The organism is Streptomyces sp. NPDC048349 (assembly GCF_040651925.1).
Classification (GTDB): Bacteria; Actinomycetota; Actinomycetes; order Streptomycetales; family Streptomycetaceae; genus Streptomyces.
Genome location: NZ_JBEZLA010000027.1, coordinates 1 through 17,714, shown reverse-complemented (window position 1 = coordinate 17,714; position 17,714 = coordinate 1). Strand labels below are relative to the sequence as shown.

Sequence of the window (17,714 nt, the reverse complement as noted above, 5' to 3'; positions counted from 1 at the left end):
TAGCCTGGAGAGATGGACGGCGAGTTCGTGACGCTGTTCCTCGCGGGTGACGTGATGCTGGGACGCGGCATCGACCAGATCCTTCCGCACCCCGGCGATCCGGCCCTGGTGGAGGCGTACGTCACCGATGCCCGCACGTACGTCGAGCTGGCGGAGGCGGCGAGCGGCCCGGTCCCCCGGCGGGCGGACTTCTCCTGGCCGTGGGGCGAGGCGCTGGGTCTCCTCGACGCGGCCGCGCCCGACCTGCGGATTCTCAATCTGGAGACCTCGGTCACCCGCAGCGACGACGCCTGGCCCGGCAAAGAGGTCCACTACCGCATGCACCCCGCCAACCTGCCCTGCCTGGCGGCCGCCCGGCCGGACCTCTGCGTCCTCGCCAACAACCACGTCCTGGACTACGGCCGCCGCGGGCTGACCGAGACCCTCGGCTCGCTCGCCGGCGCGGGCCTGCGGACGGCCGGGGCCGGGCGCGACCTCCACGAGGCGCGGCGGCCCGCGGTCCTTCCCCTGCCGGGCGGCCGGCGCGTGCTGGTCTTCTCCCTGGGGATGGCGTCCAGCGGTATCCCCCACACCTGGGCCGCCACGGCGGAGCGCAGCGGGGTCGACTTCCTCTTCGAGGCCTCGGACGCCGCCGCGGCCGAGGTGGCCGCGCGCGTCCGGCGGGCCAAGCGGCCCGGTGACCTCACGGTCGTCTCGGTCCACTGGGGTTCGAACTGGGGCCACACCGTCCCGCGCGACCAGATCCGCTTCGCGCACGCGCTCGTCGACGGCGGCGTGGACCTCGTCCACGGGCACTCCTCGCACCATCCGCGCGCGTTCGAGGTGTACCGGGGGCATCCGGTGCTGTACGGCTGCGGCGACCTGATCGACGACTACGAGGGCATCGGCGGCCACGAGCAGTACCGCGACGACCTGCGCCTGCTGTACCTCGTCGCGCTCGAGCCGGGCACCGGCCGCCTCGACCACGCCCGCCTGGTCCCGCTGCAGGCCCACCGGATGCGCCTGCGGCACGCCTCCCGGGAGGACTGCGGCTGGCTGTACGAGGTCCTCGCCCGGACCAGCCGGGAGTTCGGCACCCTCATCGCCCTCGACCGGGAGGGCGACCTCGCGGTCCGTCCGGTGCGTCCGCCGGAACGGCCGCCGGTCACCGTCCGGGAACGGTGAGCTCGCCTCCCCGGTAGAAGCTCTCGCGCTCCTCGAGGACGTACGGGGCCATGACCTCGCGGCGCTCCTTCTCCGCGTCGGAGGACCGCCAGTCGTCGCAGGCCTGCCGGGAGTCCCAGAGCGAGACCCCGGTGATCTCCTGCCCGTCCTCGGACCAGTACGCGAACGCGCGGCTCATGCCGTCCGGGTGGGACCCCGGGCGCCACGCCCTTTCGAACTCCTCCAGCGTGCCCGGCTTGATGCGTCGCGTCGTCACCCAGACGAAGGTCTCCTGCATGGCAGCCTCCTCGTTCTCTGAACCACCGTAGGTCCGCGGACCCGCTTCCGCCTGCCGCCGGGGTGGCCCGCCCGGTTCACCCGTAACCGATCGGTCGCCGGCGGGTTAGCACGAGGGGCCTTCGAGAGGCGTGCCGATCCGAAGGAAGCGTGCATGGCGCAGGAGCACACGACGTCCCTCCGGCAGCGCCTTCGGTACCGGTTCGACCATCTGGTGGCGGGCGGGACCACCACCCTGATCGGCTGGCTCGCGCTGGCCTGCCTGGCCGTGGTGGTCCCGGCGAGCGCGGTGCTCGTCTGGGCCGACCGGTCGGCCCCGGCGACCCTCTCCGGCCGGCTCACGGCCGTATGGGTCAGCGTCGGGCAGACGCTCAAGATCGGGGGTGCGGTCGGCCCGCCGCTCTACGTGCTGGCGTCGGTGGCGCTCGCCCTGGTCGCCCTGCTGTTCGTGTCGACGCTGGTCAGTCTGATCACCACCGGCATCAACCGGCGCATCATGTCGCTCCGTCTCGGCCATTCCACCGTGCTGGAAGCCGGGCACACCGTCGTCCTCGGATGGTCCGACCAGATCTTTCCCGTGGCCGCGGAGCTGGTGGCCGCCAACGCCAATCAGCGCCGCTCTGCGATCGCCGTGCTCGCCCCGAAGGACAAGGTGGAGATGGAGGAGGAGCTCTCGGGCCGCGTCGCCGACCGGGGCAGGACGCGCATCATCTGCCGCAACGGCAGCACCACCGACCCCGCGGAACTGGTCAGGGTGAGCCCGCGCACGGCGAAGGCCGTGCTCGTGCTGCCGCCCGGCGGGACGGCCGGCGACGCCCACGTGGTGAAGACCCTGCTCGCCCTCAACGCGGCCGTTCCGGAGGGCGGGGGAAGCGTGGTGGTGGCCGCCGTCCGCGAGGCCCGCCACCACGTCACCGCCAGGCTGGCCGCCGGGCCGGGCGGACACGTCCTGTGCGTCGACGACATCGTCGCCCGGCTCCTCGTGCAGACCGCCCGCGAGCCCGGCCTCTCGCTGGTGTACCAGGAGCTGCTGGACTACGCGGGCGACGAGTTCTACACCGTGGCCGCCGGGGACCTCGCGGGGCGCACCTTCGGCGAGGCGCTGCTGTCGTTCGCCACGTCCTGCGTGGTCGGCCTGCTGCACGCCGGCGGACGCGTCCGCCTCAATCCGGATCCGGGCCGTACGCTCGGCCCCGGCGACCGGATCATCGTCATCTCCCAGGACGATGACACGGCCGTACCGGTGGACGCGGCCTGCTGCGTCGACGAGGAGGCGATCGTCACGGTCCGGCCCGCGGCCGGGCGGCCCGAGCGCCTGCTGCTGCTCGGCTGGAACCGCCGCGCTCCGTTCGTCGTGGACCAGCTCGACCAGTACGTGAGCCCCGGAAGCGCTCTCGACGTCGTCGCTCTCGACGAGGGGGCGGGCAACAGCTGCGCGGCGACGGCCCGGCGCCGTCTCGAAGTGGCCTTCCACGGCGGCGACATCACCGATCCCCGGGTGCTGGCCAAGCTGGACGTGCCCTCGTACGACAGCGTGATCGTCATCGGTGAGGCCGGTCCCGCGGACACGGGCACGGCCGCCCTCTCCCCCGCCGACCCGGAGGAGTCCCTGGCGGACGACAGGACACTGGTCACGCTGCTGCACCTGCGGGCCATCGCGGAGGCCTCACGGGCGGAGCTGTCGCTCACCACCGAGATGTCCGACGACGGCAACCGGCTCCTCGCGCCCGCACGGGAGGGCGCCGACTTCATCGTGAGCGGCAGGCTGATCAGTCTGCTGATGACCCAGATCTCGGAGAGCCCCTACCTCGCCGAGGTCTTCGAGGAGCTGTTCGACGCGGAGGGCAGCGAGTTCCACCTCAAACCGGCCGCGGACTACGTCCGGGCCGGTCGTGAGGTCCCGTTCGCCACCTTCGTCGAGTCGGCGCGCCGCCGCCGGGAATGCGCCGTCGGCTACCGGCTGCGCGCCCGGGCCGCCACGGGCCCCGCCTACGGGCTGAGGATCAACCCCGACAAGCGGGAACGGGTCCGGCTGTCCGCGGAAGACTGGCTGATCGTGCTCGCCGAGAGCTGACGGGAGGGCGCCGACGCCGGGCGCAGGCGCCCGCAGTCGGCGCCCGCAGTCGGCGCCCGCAGTCGGCGCCCGGAGTCGGCGCCGAGCGCCGGCGGCCAGGCCGGCGCCCCGTGCCGGAGCGGCCGCTCACGGCGCCAGGTGGACCTCCAGCGCGGTGCGCACCGCGGATTCCAGCGCCCCCTCGATCCAGGCGGGCTTGATGGAGGTGTGGCACCCGGCGAAGTGCAGGCTGCCCTCGGGCGTGCGGATGTGGGGGAACAGCTCGGTGTGCTGCCCCGGCAGCAGTACGGAGGCCTCGCCGTAGGCGTACGGGTCGCGCATCCAGGACTGGGTGCGGCCGACTCCGGTGTAGAACACCTCGATCCGCTGTCCGAACACCTCCTGGACTCCGGCCAGGGCGCGCGGGTAGCGCTCCTCGTCGTCCAAGGAGTCCCACTTCAGGGCGTCGTCCGACCAGCTGTAGGAGGCGAGGACCACGCCGCCGGCGCTGCCCTCGACGGGGTAGGAGGGCTGGAACATGAAGCGGTTGGGGTTGTCGGTGGCCGAGCCGCCGCCGATCACCCCGGCCGCCTCGGGCTGGTCGCGGGTGACGGGACGGCAGGCGGCGTAGTGGGCGCGCTGCGCGTCGGAGATGTGGCCCTTGGGCACGGAGGGGTGGGCGCCCAGCAGGCCCCCCGCCTCCGGGGTCTGCGCGATCTGGTACTTGCGGTAGAGGCCGGGCTGCACCGCCTCCAGCTCGCGCTTCCAGGTGGCTTCGTCGAACTCCCACCAGCGGCGGCTGAATTCGAGCAGCACCTTGGTGGCGGCGTCGTAGTGCAGTTCGGTGACCGCGCGCCGCTTGCCGTACGAGAGGGCGGGGGTGACCGGGATGTGCCGCAGTCCGGAGAAGGGGACGGTGATGATCGCGGTGTCGGCGGTGAAGGACTCGCGGCGCACCGGGCTGCCGCCGCGGCCTTCGGAGACGGTGTCGACGGTGACCTTGCCCTCGCCGTGCGTGATCCGGGTGGCGCGGCGGTCCAGCCGTACCAGGTCCTTCACCCGGCCGTAGAGCGCGTCGACCAGGGTGGCGGTGCCGCCGGGCAGTTCGAAGAAGGCGGTGTCGGGGCTGATCAGCGAGGCGCCGATGAAACTGTGCACGAAGGCGAGGTGCAGCCGGGAGGTGAGGTTCTCGACCGTTCCGATCAGGTCGATGGTCCGCTCGTCGAGCTCCGCCACCTCGGTCAGGTAGCGGTACATCGACATGTGGCCGTAGCGCTGGATGACGCGGGCCCAGCCCTCGACGAGTTCCTTGTCCTTCTTCCCTTCGATCTCCTTGCGCACGGGAGCGAAGGCGCTGCGCACGATCTGCGCCGCCGGCACGGACTCGTAGGCCGCCGGGACCCCGAAGGAACGGTTGAGCGCCTGCGGGCTGCGGGCGTAGTCCGCCCGGCGTACGCGCAGGCCGTTGACGAGGATCCACGTGCGGTAGGCGGGGCGGCCGGACCCGTCGACGTCGACCAGGTGGAAGCGCCTGCGCTCGAGGCCGAGGCTGTCGATCAGTCCGGTGACCAGCGGGTGGCTGTCGGGAATCCGCATGGCGCCGGCCTCGGCGTACTGCTTGGGGTCCGCGAAGGGGGCGGCGGCCCTCTCGTGCCCGCCGGTACGGAAGGTCTTGATGCGGCCGCCGACCCGGTTGGCGTTGGCCTCGATGACGGTGACCCGGTGCCCGGCCTCGCGCAGGAGGTGGGCGGCGGTGAGCCCGGCGGGCCCGGCGCCGACGACCAGCACCTTCTTGCCGGGGCGGCGGGAGCGGGGCAGGCCGTTCTTCAGGAGGACGTCCGTGTAGCGCGGTACCAGGGGCTGGTCGTCCTCGTCCCGTACGAGGACGGCCCGGGCGATGGTCAGGCAGGTCTCCCAGTCCGGGCGGGCCGAACCGGACGGCGCTTGCGGGGTGCCCGCCGACGCGGCCGCGACCGAGAGCGCACCGGCGCCGGCGACGGCGGCCGCGCCGGCGATGACGGTACGGCGGGAGGGGCGGCGAGCGGCGGCCGGGGCGGGCTCGGCCGGGGACTCGGGGCTGGGGGGCGGGTCGATGATCATGGGGCCAACTCTCGCGGCCCGCAGGAGCCTTGAGCGCCGAAAAGCGCCCGGGCGGGGAACAACCACCCGGACGTGGGGCGCGGTCGACCGGCGCTGACGAACAGGATTTCGTGGGCGGAACGGACTGCGCACGGCATCGGCCGCCGGGGACGGTGGCCCGGCCGGACCCGTTCGGCCGAACCCCGATGGCCCAGTCCTGATGGCCGTGCGCGCGGCCCGCTGGAACACTCGGGACCATGCCATTCGACCACTACGGCGTTCTGTGCGGGACTCTGCGGCAGCACTTCCGCGACACACCCGACACGGAGGGGGCGTGGTTCCACGTCAACCTCAGGGTCGAGGCGCCCGACGGCCGGTACAAGTGCGCCGTCGACGTGGACAGCCACGACTCCGCGACCGGTGTGCAGTGGAAGGTGTTCACCGTGGACGCCTCCGCGCTCGGCCCGGTGGCATCGCTGGCTCCCGGCTACCACGACCTGGCGCGTGAGGCCCGGTCGGGTGCGCTGGACTACATCCGGCATCCGGCGTTGCGCAGCCGCCCGGTCCTGCCCCCGCTCCCGCTCCCGCTGCCCCACTGGCTCGAGGAGTGCCTCGGCCGGTGGCTGCCGTCGTCCCGGCCCTGGAAGTCGGGTACGAACCTGGACGCCGCCCTCGCCCTCGAGCCGATCCTGGTCGTCGGCCGGCCGATCCTGGTGTTCGGCGAGCCTTTCCGTGCGGGCCTGGGCATGCACAACATCCACCAGAACCAGGGCGATCCGTACGGCAGCCCGTGGTGGGACGAGAACGGCACCTGGCAGGACGGCGCCACCCTGACCCGCCGCCCCGACGGCCGGTACGACGTGTTCATGAACAAGTTCTCGACCCAGAAGGACCGCACGGACGCCGCGGGGCATCCCGTCTAGGCGGACGGCCCAAGGGCGGCGCGGCAAGATACCAGTCTTTCGGGGCGCCGCCCGGATGTTTATCCAATGGTGATGGTCCTCCGGCGTGAGCACCACCCGTGGCACTAGCGTCCCGTGACACCCCGGGAATGCGGGTGTGCAACGTACGGCGCGTGCGGACCCTCCAGCCCCGCTGCCCTCCCGGCCCACGGACCAAGGAGGCACTGTGCTGTCATTCCGCCGGCGTTCCCTCAGCAGGTTTTCGGTGGCCACGAGATACACGATCGGCAGCGGCTTCGTCATCGCCGCGCTCGCCCTCACGCTGATCGCGCTGCTGATACCCGTGGAGAAGTTCGGCGCCCGCGCCTCGGCGTCGGCCGCCCGGCCGGCCGCCGACGACGACGGCGCCGGGATCATGAGTACGGCGTACGGGCCGCTGACCCCCACGGACCGGGACTTCGTACGCAAGGTACGGCTCGCCGGCCTGTGGGAGCTGCCCGCCGGACGGCAGGCCCAGCAGCGCGGAACGCGCGCCGCGGTCCGCACGGCCGGAGAGCACCTCGTGGAGGGCCACACCGAGCTGGACCGGCAGGTCATCCAGGTCGGCCAGGCCCTCGGGGTCGACCTGCCCAACCAGCCGTCCGAGCAGCAGCGCGGATGGCTGGGCCAGCTGACGCGCGCCCAAGGGGACGAGTACGAACGGCTGTTCATCCAGCTGCTGCGCCGGGCGCACGGAAAGGTGTTCGCGCTGCTGGCCCAAGTGCGGGCGCAGACCCGCAACTCCATGGTCCGCACCCTGGCCACGTCCGCCAACGCCACGGTCCTGGACCACATCACGGTCCTCGAGGACAGCGGGCTGGTCGACTTCGACGCGCTCAACGCTCCCGACGGGACCCCCGCGCCTGCTCCGTCCGATGTCCGATCGACGAAGTGAAGTGAAGTGATCGCATGAGTGAAAAGGGCCATAAACGCCCCCGGTTGTCGAACAAGCTGCTGGCCGTGGTCTGCGCACTGGTGCTGGGCGGCGGCGGGGTCGCCGTCGTCGCGGGCAACGCGAACGCGGGTCAGGACGGGCGCCGGGAGGCGGGCGGCGCGGCGCAGGTGACCGCCACCATCGACTGCCCCGACGTCGGTGACCGGCTCACCGCCGTACCCGACCAGGCCCGTGCCGAGGTGGACGAGGGCCTCGCCCAGCTGGACGTCCAGGTGGCCGATGCCTACCGGCGGCTCGCCGCGGGCGAGGCGCGGGGAGAGGAGCTGATCGACGGGCTGCGGGAGCAGCGCGATGCGACCATCGGCCGCATCTCCGACGCGATAGCCCGCTCCGCGGCCCGTCCCGAGGAGCTGAAGGCCATGAGCGGGTGCGAGGTGAAGCAGGCTGCCGCGCAGGAGGACGCGCAGGCCGGCGCGGCCGCCGACGCGGGTGCCGCCCGGAGCATCGGCGGCAAGGGCGGCCCGGCGCGGAGCGACTTCGTCGCCATCGGCACGGTACGGCCGAACGTGCGCACGCCAGGGGCCTCGGCCGGCGCCTCCACGGGCTCCTTCAGCTCGCGGTGCGGGCGCAACGAGAACGGCCACTTCAACCCCGACAACGTGATCGTCGCCCCCGGTGTCTCCAACGGCGCGCACCACATGCACGACTACGTGGGCAACGAGTCCACCGACGCCTTCTCCACCAACGACAGCCTCGCCGCCTCCGGCACCACCTGCGGCAACGGCGACCTGTCCAGCTACTACTGGCCCGTGCTGCGGCTGCGCGACGGCAAGGCGGAGCGGGACGCGCAGGCGCCGGGCGGCGGCCAGGACGCGAACGTCGGCACGATCCTGCGTCCCAAACAGGTCACGATCACCTTCAAGGGGAGTCCCGCCGGCAAGGTCAAGGCCATGCCCCGGTTCCTGCGGATCATCACCGGCGACGCCAAGGCCTTCACCAACGGCACGGCCAACGCCAACGCCTCGTGGAGCTGCACCGGATTCGAGAACCGGCAGCTGAAGGACAAGTACCCGATCTGTCCCAAGGGCAGCGACGTGGTGCGCACCTTCACCTTCCAGAGCTGCTGGGACGGCCGCAACACCGACAGCGCCAACCACCGGACGCACGTGGCCTTCGCGAACCGCGACGGCCGCTGCCCGAAGGGCTTCAGCGCCATCCCGCAGCTGGTGCAGCGGATCACCTACGGGGTCGCGCCGGGCGCGCGCTTCGCCGTGGACAGCTTTCCCGAGCAGCTCCACAAACCGGTCACCGACCACGGGGACTTCATCAACGTGATGCCGGACGGCCTGATGGCCAACGCGGTGGACTGCATCAACAGGGGGCGGACCTGCCGCTGACGCGCGGCCGCGCGGACTCCCGGACGGGGTGCGTCCCTCCCCCTCGCACCGCGCCCCGGCCGGGACAGGTGTTGGCCCGAAGCCGACTTCGGGCCAACGCCGCACACCTGTGTCCGGACGGGTCCCGAACCCGGACCGCACCCGGACCCGAACCGACGAGGAGTGCCATGTCCGGCTCTCGTGACCCCGCGGACGGTCCGCGGCATCCGACCGCGCCCTCCGACGGGGAACTCACCCGGCGGCTCAGGAAGGGGTTCGGCTCGGGCACCGCGGACGAGTCCGTGTGCGACCTCCTCTACCGGCGGCACCGGCGGGCGGCCCTCGCGTACGCGCGCACCTGCTGCCGTACCCCGCAGGACGCCGAGGACCTCGTGTCGGAGGCCTTCGCGCGGACCTTGCAGGCCGTCCGCTCCGGCGCGGGGCCGCAAGGTCCGTGGCGCGCCTACCTGCTGGCCGTCGTCCGCCACACGGCGATGCAGTGGAGCGACGGCGACGGCATGACGCTCCTGACGGCGGACTTCGACACCTGGTGCCAGCAGGCTGCCGCCGGCGGCGATCCGCAGCGCCGGCTGCTGGCCGGCGAGGACCGCCGGCTCCTGGCCCGCTCCTTCCGGGCGCTGCCCGCCCGCTGGCGGGCCGTCCTGTGGCACACCCTCGTCGAGGAGGACTCCCCGCACGAGGTCGCCGCGCTGCTGGGCATCACCCCCAGCGCGGTGACCTCGTTGGCGTTCCGGGCCCGGGAGGGGCTGCGCGAGGCGTACCTCCTGGCCCATCTGGACACCGCGGCCGAGGGCCGGTGCGGCCACTACGGCCACATGCTCGGCTCGGCGGTCCGCCGTGGCGGCCGGGCGCGGCAGCCCCGGGGCCTCGCACGCCATCTGGCGGGGTGCGAGGCCTGCTCCCGGGCGTACGAGGAACTGCTGGACCTCAACTCGACGATGCGCGGAGCGGTTGCGGCGGCCGTATGAGGACCGGCCCGGCCCCGTCGGTACGGGGCCGGACCGGCTGCTGTGCCTCCTGTGCCGTTCTCACAGGCCGTTGACGCGCGCCATCCGGCCCACGACCAGCGGGGTGAAGTCCGCCGTGACCACGCGCGCCGTCCGCCGCCCCACCCGCGAGTGCTGTCGCCGTACCGCGGCCATCAGCCGGCGGCTGCGCAGGGCCATCTCCAGTTCGAACCGGGTGCGCGGGTCCCGCAGGCCGGGCCCGAAGAGCTTCTCCAGCTGGCGCATGCGGTACCGCACGGTCTGCGGGTGCACGCTCAGCGCTTTGGCGGCCTCGGGTGCGCCGCCGCCCTCCAGCCAGGCGAGGAGGGTCACTTCCAGCCGTTCGCTCTGGCGCGGGGTCAGGTCCGCCAGCGGGCGGAGCCAGCGGGCGGCCAGCGCATGGGCCAGGGGCTCGTCCTGGAGCAGCAGCAGCGTCGAGAGGTGGTCGTCGACGAAGACGGGGCGGGCGTCCACACCCGCGCGGGCGGGTGTCAGCGCGAGCAGGCGCAGGGCCCAGCGCAGCGAGGAGGCCGTGTCCCGGAGCGGTACCGCGTGGCCGACGGCGGCGAACCGGCCGCGCAGCGGGAGTTCGAGCGGGACCCGGGTGTCGGGATCGGGGCTCGGGACCAGCAGGCAGGGGCGGCCCGCGAACGTCCCGGCGAGGGCGTCGTCCAGTACGGTCGCCAGCTGCTGGGCTTCCCCGGGCGCGGCAGGCGCGATGGCCCGTACGGCCACCGGGAGGGGCCAGCCGGCCGCTTCGGCGAGTTCGGCGAGGGAGGTCGCGGAGGCGGTCCGGTCATCGGTGAGGGCGTTGAAGAGGTCCTGGCGCGCACGGTCGGCGCCGGGTCCGAGGGGTGGCCGGTCGTCCCGGCGGTGGTCTTGGGGGTCGTCCCGGCGGTGGTCCTGGGGGTCGTCCCGGCGGTCGCGTAGCCGGACGTCCTGCCCGTCGTGCCGGTGGTCGCCCTGCCCGACGTCCGGCCTTTCCTGCTGCCTGCCATGTCCGTCGTGCCGGTCGTGCCGGTCGTGCTGCCTGACGTGGTCCCTTCCCTCCACGACCTCCAGGCTCGCGTGCCGGTGCACCGGATCGGAGTCCCGGGGTATGTCCGCGGCTCGGTGCGGGCGTTGCTGCTGGTCCTGGTCCTGATCCTGCGCGTCTGGCCTTTCTCGGTATCCGAGTGCGGTGAGGAGGGCTTCCTCCACCCGCTGTCTGAGCAGTTCGTCGTCGATGGCATCGTTGTCATCGGTAAGGGCGGAAATTCCCGGAATTCCATGCAGAAGCTCCTCCACTATCTCGGCGGCCAGTGCGGGGAGTTCCCGTCGCAGGACGCGGGTCCACTCGCCGCGCGGGCGGGACCAGATGCGGTTCAGAAGTTCGCACATCGTTTCCTCGTTCGTGCCGGGGTGAGGCCTGTCCGGTAGCGGAGGACAGGCCCGCCGAGGTTGCCTCTCGCGCCAACAGCCCTGCCGCACAAGAGAGTTGTGGCCTCTCGTACTCCCTCCTGGAGGGATCCGGCCCCGTTCGGTCCCGCGGTTTTGCCGTGATTTTGCCGTCGGGGACGCGTAGGCGGCGGTCGGCGCGGCGGCCTGTCGCAACCTCCGCTGGAGGGGAATCTTCCGGTGTCGTTCGACGCGCCGTAGACGCGGTGCGAGAAATTATCACGTTTCGATAAATCCTGTGGAGGCGCCGTGTAGCTCCACGATGCTTCTGCACTCCGGCCCAAGGGAGTGTCGTCAAAGCAACGCCGGCCGCCCGAAGGGCGGGCCGGTGGGCCCCACCGGCCCGGGGGCGCCTCCCGGCGGTAGCTGGGGGGACTTTGACGACACGCCCCAGCTCCTCGGCTGGCGCGGGAATGTCACAGCGCTGCCGGGCACGAGCGACAACGACCCCCGGGTGCCGAGCGTCAAGTGGAGTGCTCGGGCCCAGGCGCACAGGAGATCTGGATGCCCCTGTCTCAGCCGTACCATCGCCGCTCGCACCGGGCCCGCCGCAGGAGTCGTCACCCCGCGACGGCCCCGGTGGTCCTCGCGGCCCTCGCCTCCCTCATCGTGGTGGTCCGCGCGGGCGCCCTGACCCATCTGTGGGACTTCCTCGACTTCGGGGCGGGCGTGCTCTCGCTCGTCTCGCTCACCGCCACCGTCCTGTGGGGGCTGGTGGCCACCGACCGGGTGCTGCTCGGACCGGGCCACCGGCTGCTCGCCCAGGGCGCGCACCGCGGACTGGCCGTGGCCGGGCTGTCCTTCCTGGCCCTGCACATCTGGGTCAAGGTCGCGCAGGCGCAGACGACCGCGGCCGCCGCGGTCCTGCCGTTCGCGGACGGCGACCGGCCCGTCCTGATCGGACTGGGCACCCTGGCCGGCTACCTCTTCGTGGCCGTCGCGGTCTCGGGCGCGGTGCGCAGCGTGTTCGCGACCAAGAGCCGCTCGCTGTGGTGGCGGGCCCTGCACTTCGGCGCCTACCCGGCCTGGGGCGCGTCGCTGGTGCACGGGCTCAAGGCGGGCCGTCCGGGCGGCGCCTGGGTGACGGCGGCGTACGCGCTCTGCCTGATCGGTGTCGCCGCGGTGCTCGTGTTCCGCGTGAAGTCACGGGCGCGCGGGACCCGTTCGCGTCCCGCTCCCGTCCCCGGGCCCCGTCCGGGCACCGGCACCAGCACGGCAACCGGCCCCGGTCCCGGCCCCCGCCGCTCCGTCGGCGCCGGTCCGGGCGCCGGCCCGGGCAGCGGCGGCGCAGCGCGTCCGCTCGCGCCCGCCGGGCGGGCGCCGCTGCCGCGGCCCGGCCCCCGGGCCTATGCGACGGCGGGCCGCAGAACGCGGATGTACGGCGAGCAGCCGGCCGCCGCGGAGCGGTGGCTGTGACCGGCGAGCCGCGCCCCGGCCTCGGCTGCGTGGGCGCCCCCAGGCTGCTGGCCGGGCTCGACCGGCTCCCCCGTCTCGACCGCGACGCCCATCTCACCGCGCACGGCACGCTGCCCCGGTTCCGTCCGGACGACCTCGTCCGCCTCGCCGACGACATCGACCTGCGGGGCCGCGGCGGTGCGGGGTTCCCGTTCGCGCGGAAACTGCGGGCCGTCACCCGCTCCGCCGGGGGGCGGGACGCTCCCACAGCGGTCGTCGTCAACGGCAGTGAGGGCGAGCCGAGTTGCCTCAAGGACACCGCGCTGCTGCTGCACGCCCCGCATCTGGTGCTGGACGGCGCCCTGTTGGCCGCCGCGGCCCTCGGCTCCGACGACGTCGTGGTGGCCGTCACCCGGGCGGACGTGGAACAGTCGGTACGGGACGCCGTGGCCGAACGCGGCCCGGCCGGGCGCCGGGTGCGCGTGGCGCGGCTTCCCGAACGCTTCGTCACCGGGGAGGGTACGGCGCTCGTCAGCGGCCTGAACGGCGGTGCGGTGCTGCCCTCCGGTCAGAAGGTGCGTACCAGTGAGCGGGGACTGGGGGGCGTGCCCACGCTGCTGTCGAACACCGAGACCTTCGCCCAGCTCGGCGTCGCGGCACGGCTGGGCGCGCGGGAGTACCGCTCCACGGGGGTGCCGGCCGAGCCGGGGACGGTCCTGCTGACCGTGGCCGGTTCCACGGTCGTCGAGACGCCGACGGGGTCCTCGCTGCCGTACGTACTGGAGCTGTGCGGCACCGGGCCAGGGGAAGGTGTCCTGGTCGGCGGCTACCACGGCAGATGGCTGGACCCGGTGGCCGCGCGTTCCGCGCTGGTGTCCCGGCAGTCCCTGGCTGCCTTCGGCGCGGTCCTGGGGGCGGGGGCGGTGCTGCCGCTGCCCGAGGACACCTGCCCGGCCGGCGAGGTCGCGCGGGTGACCCGGTGGATGGCGAAGGAGTCGGCGGGTCAGTGCGGGCCCTGCGTACGGGGGTTGCCGGCGCTGGCCGACGTACTGGACGACGTGGTCCGCGGCGGGGGCGCCGCGGCCCTGGAGACGGTCGAGGCGCGCCTGACGGCGGTCCGGGGCCGCGGTGCGTGCAGCCATCCGGACGGCACCTCGCACTTCGTGGCCTCGGCCCTCGCCGCCTTCCCCGACGAGTTCTACGACCACGCCCTGGGCAGCGGGTGCGGCCGGCGGGTGCTGGGAGCGCTTCCGCTGCCACGCGACGAGAGTCCACAACGGCTCGTCGTGGACTGGACGCTGTGCAAGGGGCACGGCCTGTGCGTGGACATCCTCCCCGATGTCGTACGGCTCGATCCGGACGGCTATCCGGCCAAGGCGTCGATGCCGGTGCCCGCGCGGCTGCGGCCGAAGGCGCTGCGCGCGGTCCGGCGCTGCCCGGCGCTCGCGCTACGGATCCAGGACTGAGCCGGTGCACGTCCGCGCACCGTCCCCCGGTTCATTTCTTGGCGCGATCCGACAAATTCCCTGCGAATGGGGTCGGGTCCGCTCCCGGCCCCGTATCACTTACGGCAGGGACGAACGGAAACGCTGGACCGGACCTGAAGGAGAGATCGTGCAGAAAATGCGTCGTGAGATATTCGCCGGGTCGGCGGCGGTCGCGGTACTGCTGCTGACCGCCGGATGCGGACTCGCCGAGAAACCTCCGGGAAAGGCGAATGCGGTACAGCCGGCGGGCGACAGCAAGAAGATCGGGTCCGTGTACGGTGCGGACGGCGGGGACGGCGCGTACGGGTCGGGCTCGGGGGCCGATCCCTCCTACGGGGACAGCGGATCGGGCGCCGCCCCGGCGGGCGGGGCCGGGGAGGCGAAGAGCGGTCCGGCCGGGGAGCTGAAGGTGGCCGAGATCGCGAACGTGGGCGGCGCGGTCACCGACAGCGAGGGCTTCACGCTCTACCGGTTCGACAAGGACACGCCCAAGCCCCCCAAGTCCGCCTGCGAAGGGGACTGCGCGACGGCGTGGCCCCCCGTGGCGGCGGACGACGCCACCGCAGGTGAGGGGATCGACGCGGGCCTGCTCGGGTCGGTCGCCCGGGCCGACGGCACCCGGCAGCTGACCCTTGCGGGCTGGCCCGTGTACCGCTACGCGAAGGACGCCAAACCGGGGGACGCGCTCGGTGAGGGCGTCGGCGGAACCTGGCACGCGCTCGGAGCGGACGGAAAGCCGGCCGCCGCCGCCAAGAAGGCGCCGGCGGCCGGAGCCGAACTGTCCGTCGCGCAGAACGCCATGCTCGGCGCCATCCTCGCGGACGGGGAGGGCCGCACGCTCTACCGGTTCGACAAGGACAGCGCCTGGCCGATGAAGATCGGCTGCCTCGATGCGTGCCTGGACACCTGGAAGCCCGCCAAGCCGGTGGACAAGTCGAAGGTGTCGGGAATTCCTGCCGAACTCATCGGTTCCGTAAAGCGCCCCGACGGTTCGGAACAATTGACGATCGATTGCTGGCCGGTCTATTCGTTCACCGGCGACAAGGAGCCCGGCGATATTTCCGGGCACAACAAGCAGGGCCTCTGGTTCGCCGTGACCGACAAGGGAAAGAAGGCGAAGGCGGCGCACTAGGAAAGGCCCTGGACCCGTGGTGCCCGGGCCCCCTCCCCGCCCGGGCACCACGGCCGCTCCCCCGTCGGCCCGTGAGGAAGAGAGAGCCATGCCGTCGCCGTCGACCGCCCGCCCCCACCGCCGCGTTCCGCGCGCCGCCGCGCTGGCGTTCGCCGCCGTGTGCGCGGTGCTGCCGACCGGCGGCTGCGCCGGAAGTCCGGCCGCGCACGGTGCGCGGGCGCAGGCGGGCCGGGCGCCGTCCGCCTCGATCGAGGAGATCGCCGCGGCCGTCGGCTGCACCGCCCAAGTGGACGTCCAGGCCGAGGAGTTGCGCGAGGGCGGCTGCCAGACCGGGCAGGTCGCCTACCGCATGGTCACCTTTGCCGCCGACGAGGGCCTGCGCTCCTGGCTGGCGGAGGCCCGGGCGTACGGCGGCACCTACCTGGTGGGGAGCCGCTGGGTGGTCACCGCGCCGTCAGCGGACGCCCTGGCGGCGCTGCAGGGCCGCATCGGCGGCGCCCTCGAGACCGGCTCCGCGCACGACGGCCACCACTGAATCGACAGACGAGAGGCGTGCCGGCCGCCGGCAGCGACGGCGTGTCGGCCAGTTGTCTGGATTTCGGCTCATTCGTGAGACGCACAAGCCCTGACCTTCGGGATGATTCGCGCCGCCCTTCCTTACAACAGGGTGGGCGGGTAAGCGACTTCGCCGAAAGGAACCTCACATCGTGCGCATGAAACGCCTCGCACCGCTGCTCGCCGCGGCCGGACTCCTTGCGTCCACCCTGCCCCTGCTGACCGCGACGCAGGTCTCCGCCGCGCCGGCGCCGGCCTACCTGGGCCAGCAGCCCGCCTGGCACCGGTGCAGCCCGGACCAGCCGGCCTCGTACGAGTGCGCCACCCTCAAGGTGCCGCTCGACTACCGGCGCCCCCAGGGGTCCACGATCGACCTCGCGATATCCCGGGTGAAGAGCGAGAACCCCGCCAAGCGGCACGGCGTCATGCTGCTGAACCCGGGCGGTCCGGGCGGTCCCGGGCTCGATCTGCCGCTGATGGCGGGCGAGATGATGCCCAAGGAGGTGCGGGACCAGTACGACCTGATCGGCTTCGATCCGCGCGGTGTCGGCGCGAGCAGCCCGATCTCCTGCGGACTCACCGACACCGAGCAGAACTTCGACCGGCCGTACCGGCCCGAGACCTTCTCCTCCGACGTGACGTGGGCCCGTACGGTCGCCGACAAGTGCCGCGAGAACGCCGGTGCCGTGCTCCCGCACATCACCACGCGCAACACGGCGCGCGACATGGACACCATCCGTGCGGTGCTGGGCGAGCGCAAGGTCTCCTACCTGGGTTACTCGTACGGGACCTACCTCGGCGCGGTGTACGCGCAGATGTTCCCGGAGCGGACCGACCGCTTCGTGCTGGACAGCGGCGTGGACCCGCAGCGGATCTGGCGCGGCATGATCCAGGTGTGGGCGACCGAGGCCGAGCCCGCCTACACGCGGTGGACGGGCTGGGCGGCCGAGCGGTCGGCCGAGTTCGGGCTCGGCGACTCCCCGAAGGCGGTGTCCGACACCTTCTGGGCGCTGGTGGCGCGCGCCGACCGGGAGCCGATCGACTTCGAGGGCCAGAAGGTCAACGGGGACCTGATCCGCTCCGCACGGGGGGTGTTCTTCTACCCGGCGCAGGCCACCCCGCTGATCGCGGCCCTGAAGGCCGCGGCCGAGGGCAAGCCGCAGCCCGCGGGGCCGGACGCGGCCGAGCTGAAGCGGTTGCTGACCGGCGGGCGGGCGGCCGCCCAGCCCGCCTCGGACAACGGCACGGCCGTCTTCTGGGCCGTGGTGTGCGGGGACACGGGCAGCTGGCCCCGCTACACGGAGCAGTATGAGCGGGACGCGGCGCGGGACAAGGTGCGCTACCCGCTGTACGGGGACTTCGCGTCCAACGTCAAGCCGTGCGCGTTCTGGGACCGGCCGCTCGAGGCGGCCACGCCGATGAAGAAGAAGGCGAACGTGCTGACGGTGCAGAACGAGTGGGACTCGCAGACGCCGCTGACCAGCGGCCAGGGCCTGCACCGCGCGCTCAAGGGGTCGCGGATGGTCCTGGTGGCCGGCGGTGAGGGCCACGGCGTGTACCTCGTCGACCCCGCCTCCTGCGCCAACGCCCCGGTCAACTCGTACCTGACCACGGGCCGGCTGCCCGCCGAGGACGTCACCTGCCGGACCGAGCCGGCCCCCGCCGAGCGGCAGGGCTCCGCGGCGCCGTCGAAGCCGTCGAAGCCGCTGCCGTTCCCGGCGGGCCCGGGCCGGTTCTGACCGCGGCAGCAGTCAGCGGCTGTCAGCGCAGCGGCTGTGACCGCAGCGGCAGCGACGCAGCGGCTGTGACGCAGCGGCTGTGACCGCTAGGGGGTGTCTGACGGAGGTCCGTGGTGAAGGAGCGGTGTCCGGTGCGTGCTCTCGGCGTGCCGGCCGGATGCCCCCGTACTGGACGTAC

14 protein-coding genes are annotated in these 17,714 nt (G+C 73.1%); 11 read left to right on the top strand and 3 right to left on the bottom strand.

Translation table 11 applies throughout. From position 1 onward, the window contains the following. Nucleotides 1-12 precede the first annotated feature (12 nt). Entirely contained in the window at nucleotides 13-1,164 is a 1,152-nt protein-coding gene (locus AB0D44_RS16820; RefSeq protein ID WP_362590824.1) for a CapA family protein, read from the top strand. Here AB0D44_RS16820 and AB0D44_RS16815 read toward each other — a convergent pair. Then, entirely contained in the window at nucleotides 1,145-1,441 is a 297-nt protein-coding gene (locus AB0D44_RS16815; RefSeq protein WP_362590821.1) for a hypothetical protein, read from the bottom strand. The two genes, AB0D44_RS16820 and AB0D44_RS16815, sit on opposite strands and share 20 nt — an antisense overlap. 153 nt (nucleotides 1,442-1,594) lie before the next feature. Between AB0D44_RS16815 and AB0D44_RS16810 the strand changes: the two genes are divergently transcribed. Continuing rightward, complete coding sequence (locus AB0D44_RS16810; RefSeq protein WP_362590819.1) at nucleotides 1,595-3,514, top strand: NAD-binding lipoprotein; 1,920 nt, start codon at nucleotides 1,595-1,597, stop codon at nucleotides 3,512-3,514. Between the two features lie 126 nt (nucleotides 3,515-3,640). Here AB0D44_RS16810 and AB0D44_RS16805 read toward each other — a convergent pair whose 3' ends face one another. After that, nucleotides 3,641-5,593 (bottom strand): FAD-dependent oxidoreductase, encoded by a 1,953-nt coding sequence (locus AB0D44_RS16805; protein ID WP_362590816.1) that lies wholly within the window; start codon nucleotides 5,591-5,593, stop codon nucleotides 3,641-3,643. Nucleotides 5,594-5,829: 236 nt separating this feature from the next. Between AB0D44_RS16805 and AB0D44_RS16800 the strand changes: the two genes are divergently transcribed. The 4 genes from AB0D44_RS16800 (at nucleotide 5,830) to AB0D44_RS16785 (ending at nucleotide 9,773) form a co-directional block, all read left to right on the top strand. After that, nucleotides 5,830-6,495 carry a DUF2278 family protein gene (locus AB0D44_RS16800; protein ID WP_362590813.1) on the top strand — a complete coding sequence of 222 codons (666 nt, stop codon included), beginning with the start codon at nucleotides 5,830-5,832 and terminating at the stop codon, nucleotides 6,493-6,495. Nucleotides 6,496-6,739: 244 nt separating this feature from the next. Next, nucleotides 6,740-7,408, top strand: coding sequence for a DUF4142 domain-containing protein (locus tag AB0D44_RS16795; protein WP_362590810.1), 669 nt, complete (start codon nucleotides 6,740-6,742; stop codon nucleotides 7,406-7,408). Nucleotides 7,409-7,422: 14 nt separating this feature from the next. Further along, nucleotides 7,423-8,805 carry a DUF1996 domain-containing protein gene (locus tag AB0D44_RS16790; protein WP_362590807.1) on the top strand — a complete coding sequence of 461 codons (1,383 nt, stop codon included), beginning with the start codon at nucleotides 7,423-7,425 and terminating at the stop codon, nucleotides 8,803-8,805. A gap of 167 nt (nucleotides 8,806-8,972) precedes the next feature. Next, nucleotides 8,973-9,773, top strand: coding sequence for a sigma-70 family RNA polymerase sigma factor (locus AB0D44_RS16785; protein WP_362590804.1), 801 nt, complete (start codon nucleotides 8,973-8,975; stop codon nucleotides 9,771-9,773). Nucleotides 9,774-9,833: 60 nt separating this feature from the next. Here AB0D44_RS16785 and AB0D44_RS16780 read toward each other — a convergent pair whose 3' ends face one another. Further along, nucleotides 9,834-11,171, bottom strand: a complete 1,338-nt coding sequence (locus tag AB0D44_RS16780) for a helix-turn-helix domain-containing protein (RefSeq protein ID WP_362590801.1) — start codon at nucleotides 11,169-11,171, stop codon at nucleotides 9,834-9,836. A gap of 561 nt (nucleotides 11,172-11,732) precedes the next feature. On the opposite strand from AB0D44_RS16780, the gene AB0D44_RS16775 reads away from it, so the two are divergent. The 5 genes from AB0D44_RS16775 (at nucleotide 11,733) to AB0D44_RS16755 (ending at nucleotide 17,536) form a co-directional block, all read left to right on the top strand. After that, nucleotides 11,733-12,644, top strand: coding sequence for a hypothetical protein (locus AB0D44_RS16775; RefSeq protein WP_362590798.1), 912 nt, complete (start codon nucleotides 11,733-11,735; stop codon nucleotides 12,642-12,644). After that, the gene (locus tag AB0D44_RS16770) at nucleotides 12,641-14,089 is read left to right on the top strand and encodes an NADH-ubiquinone oxidoreductase-F iron-sulfur binding region domain-containing protein (protein WP_362590795.1); all 1,449 of its coding nucleotides are present in this window, start codon (nucleotides 12,641-12,643) and stop codon (nucleotides 14,087-14,089) included. The genes AB0D44_RS16775 and AB0D44_RS16770 overlap by 4 nt, the downstream gene beginning before the upstream one ends. Before the next feature lie 157 nt (nucleotides 14,090-14,246). Further along, the gene (locus AB0D44_RS16765) at nucleotides 14,247-15,242 is read left to right on the top strand and encodes an SCO0930 family lipoprotein (RefSeq protein ID WP_362590792.1); all 996 of its coding nucleotides are present in this window, start codon (nucleotides 14,247-14,249) and stop codon (nucleotides 15,240-15,242) included. A gap of 88 nt (nucleotides 15,243-15,330) precedes the next feature. Further along, nucleotides 15,331-15,777: a hypothetical protein gene (locus tag AB0D44_RS16760; protein WP_362590790.1), complete on the top strand. Its 447-nt coding sequence runs from the start codon at nucleotides 15,331-15,333 to the stop codon at nucleotides 15,775-15,777. Nucleotides 15,778-15,955: 178 nt separating this feature from the next. After that, nucleotides 15,956-17,536: an alpha/beta hydrolase gene (locus tag AB0D44_RS16755; protein ID WP_362590787.1), complete on the top strand. Its 1,581-nt coding sequence runs from the start codon at nucleotides 15,956-15,958 to the stop codon at nucleotides 17,534-17,536. Nucleotides 17,537-17,714: the final 178 nt, after the last annotated feature.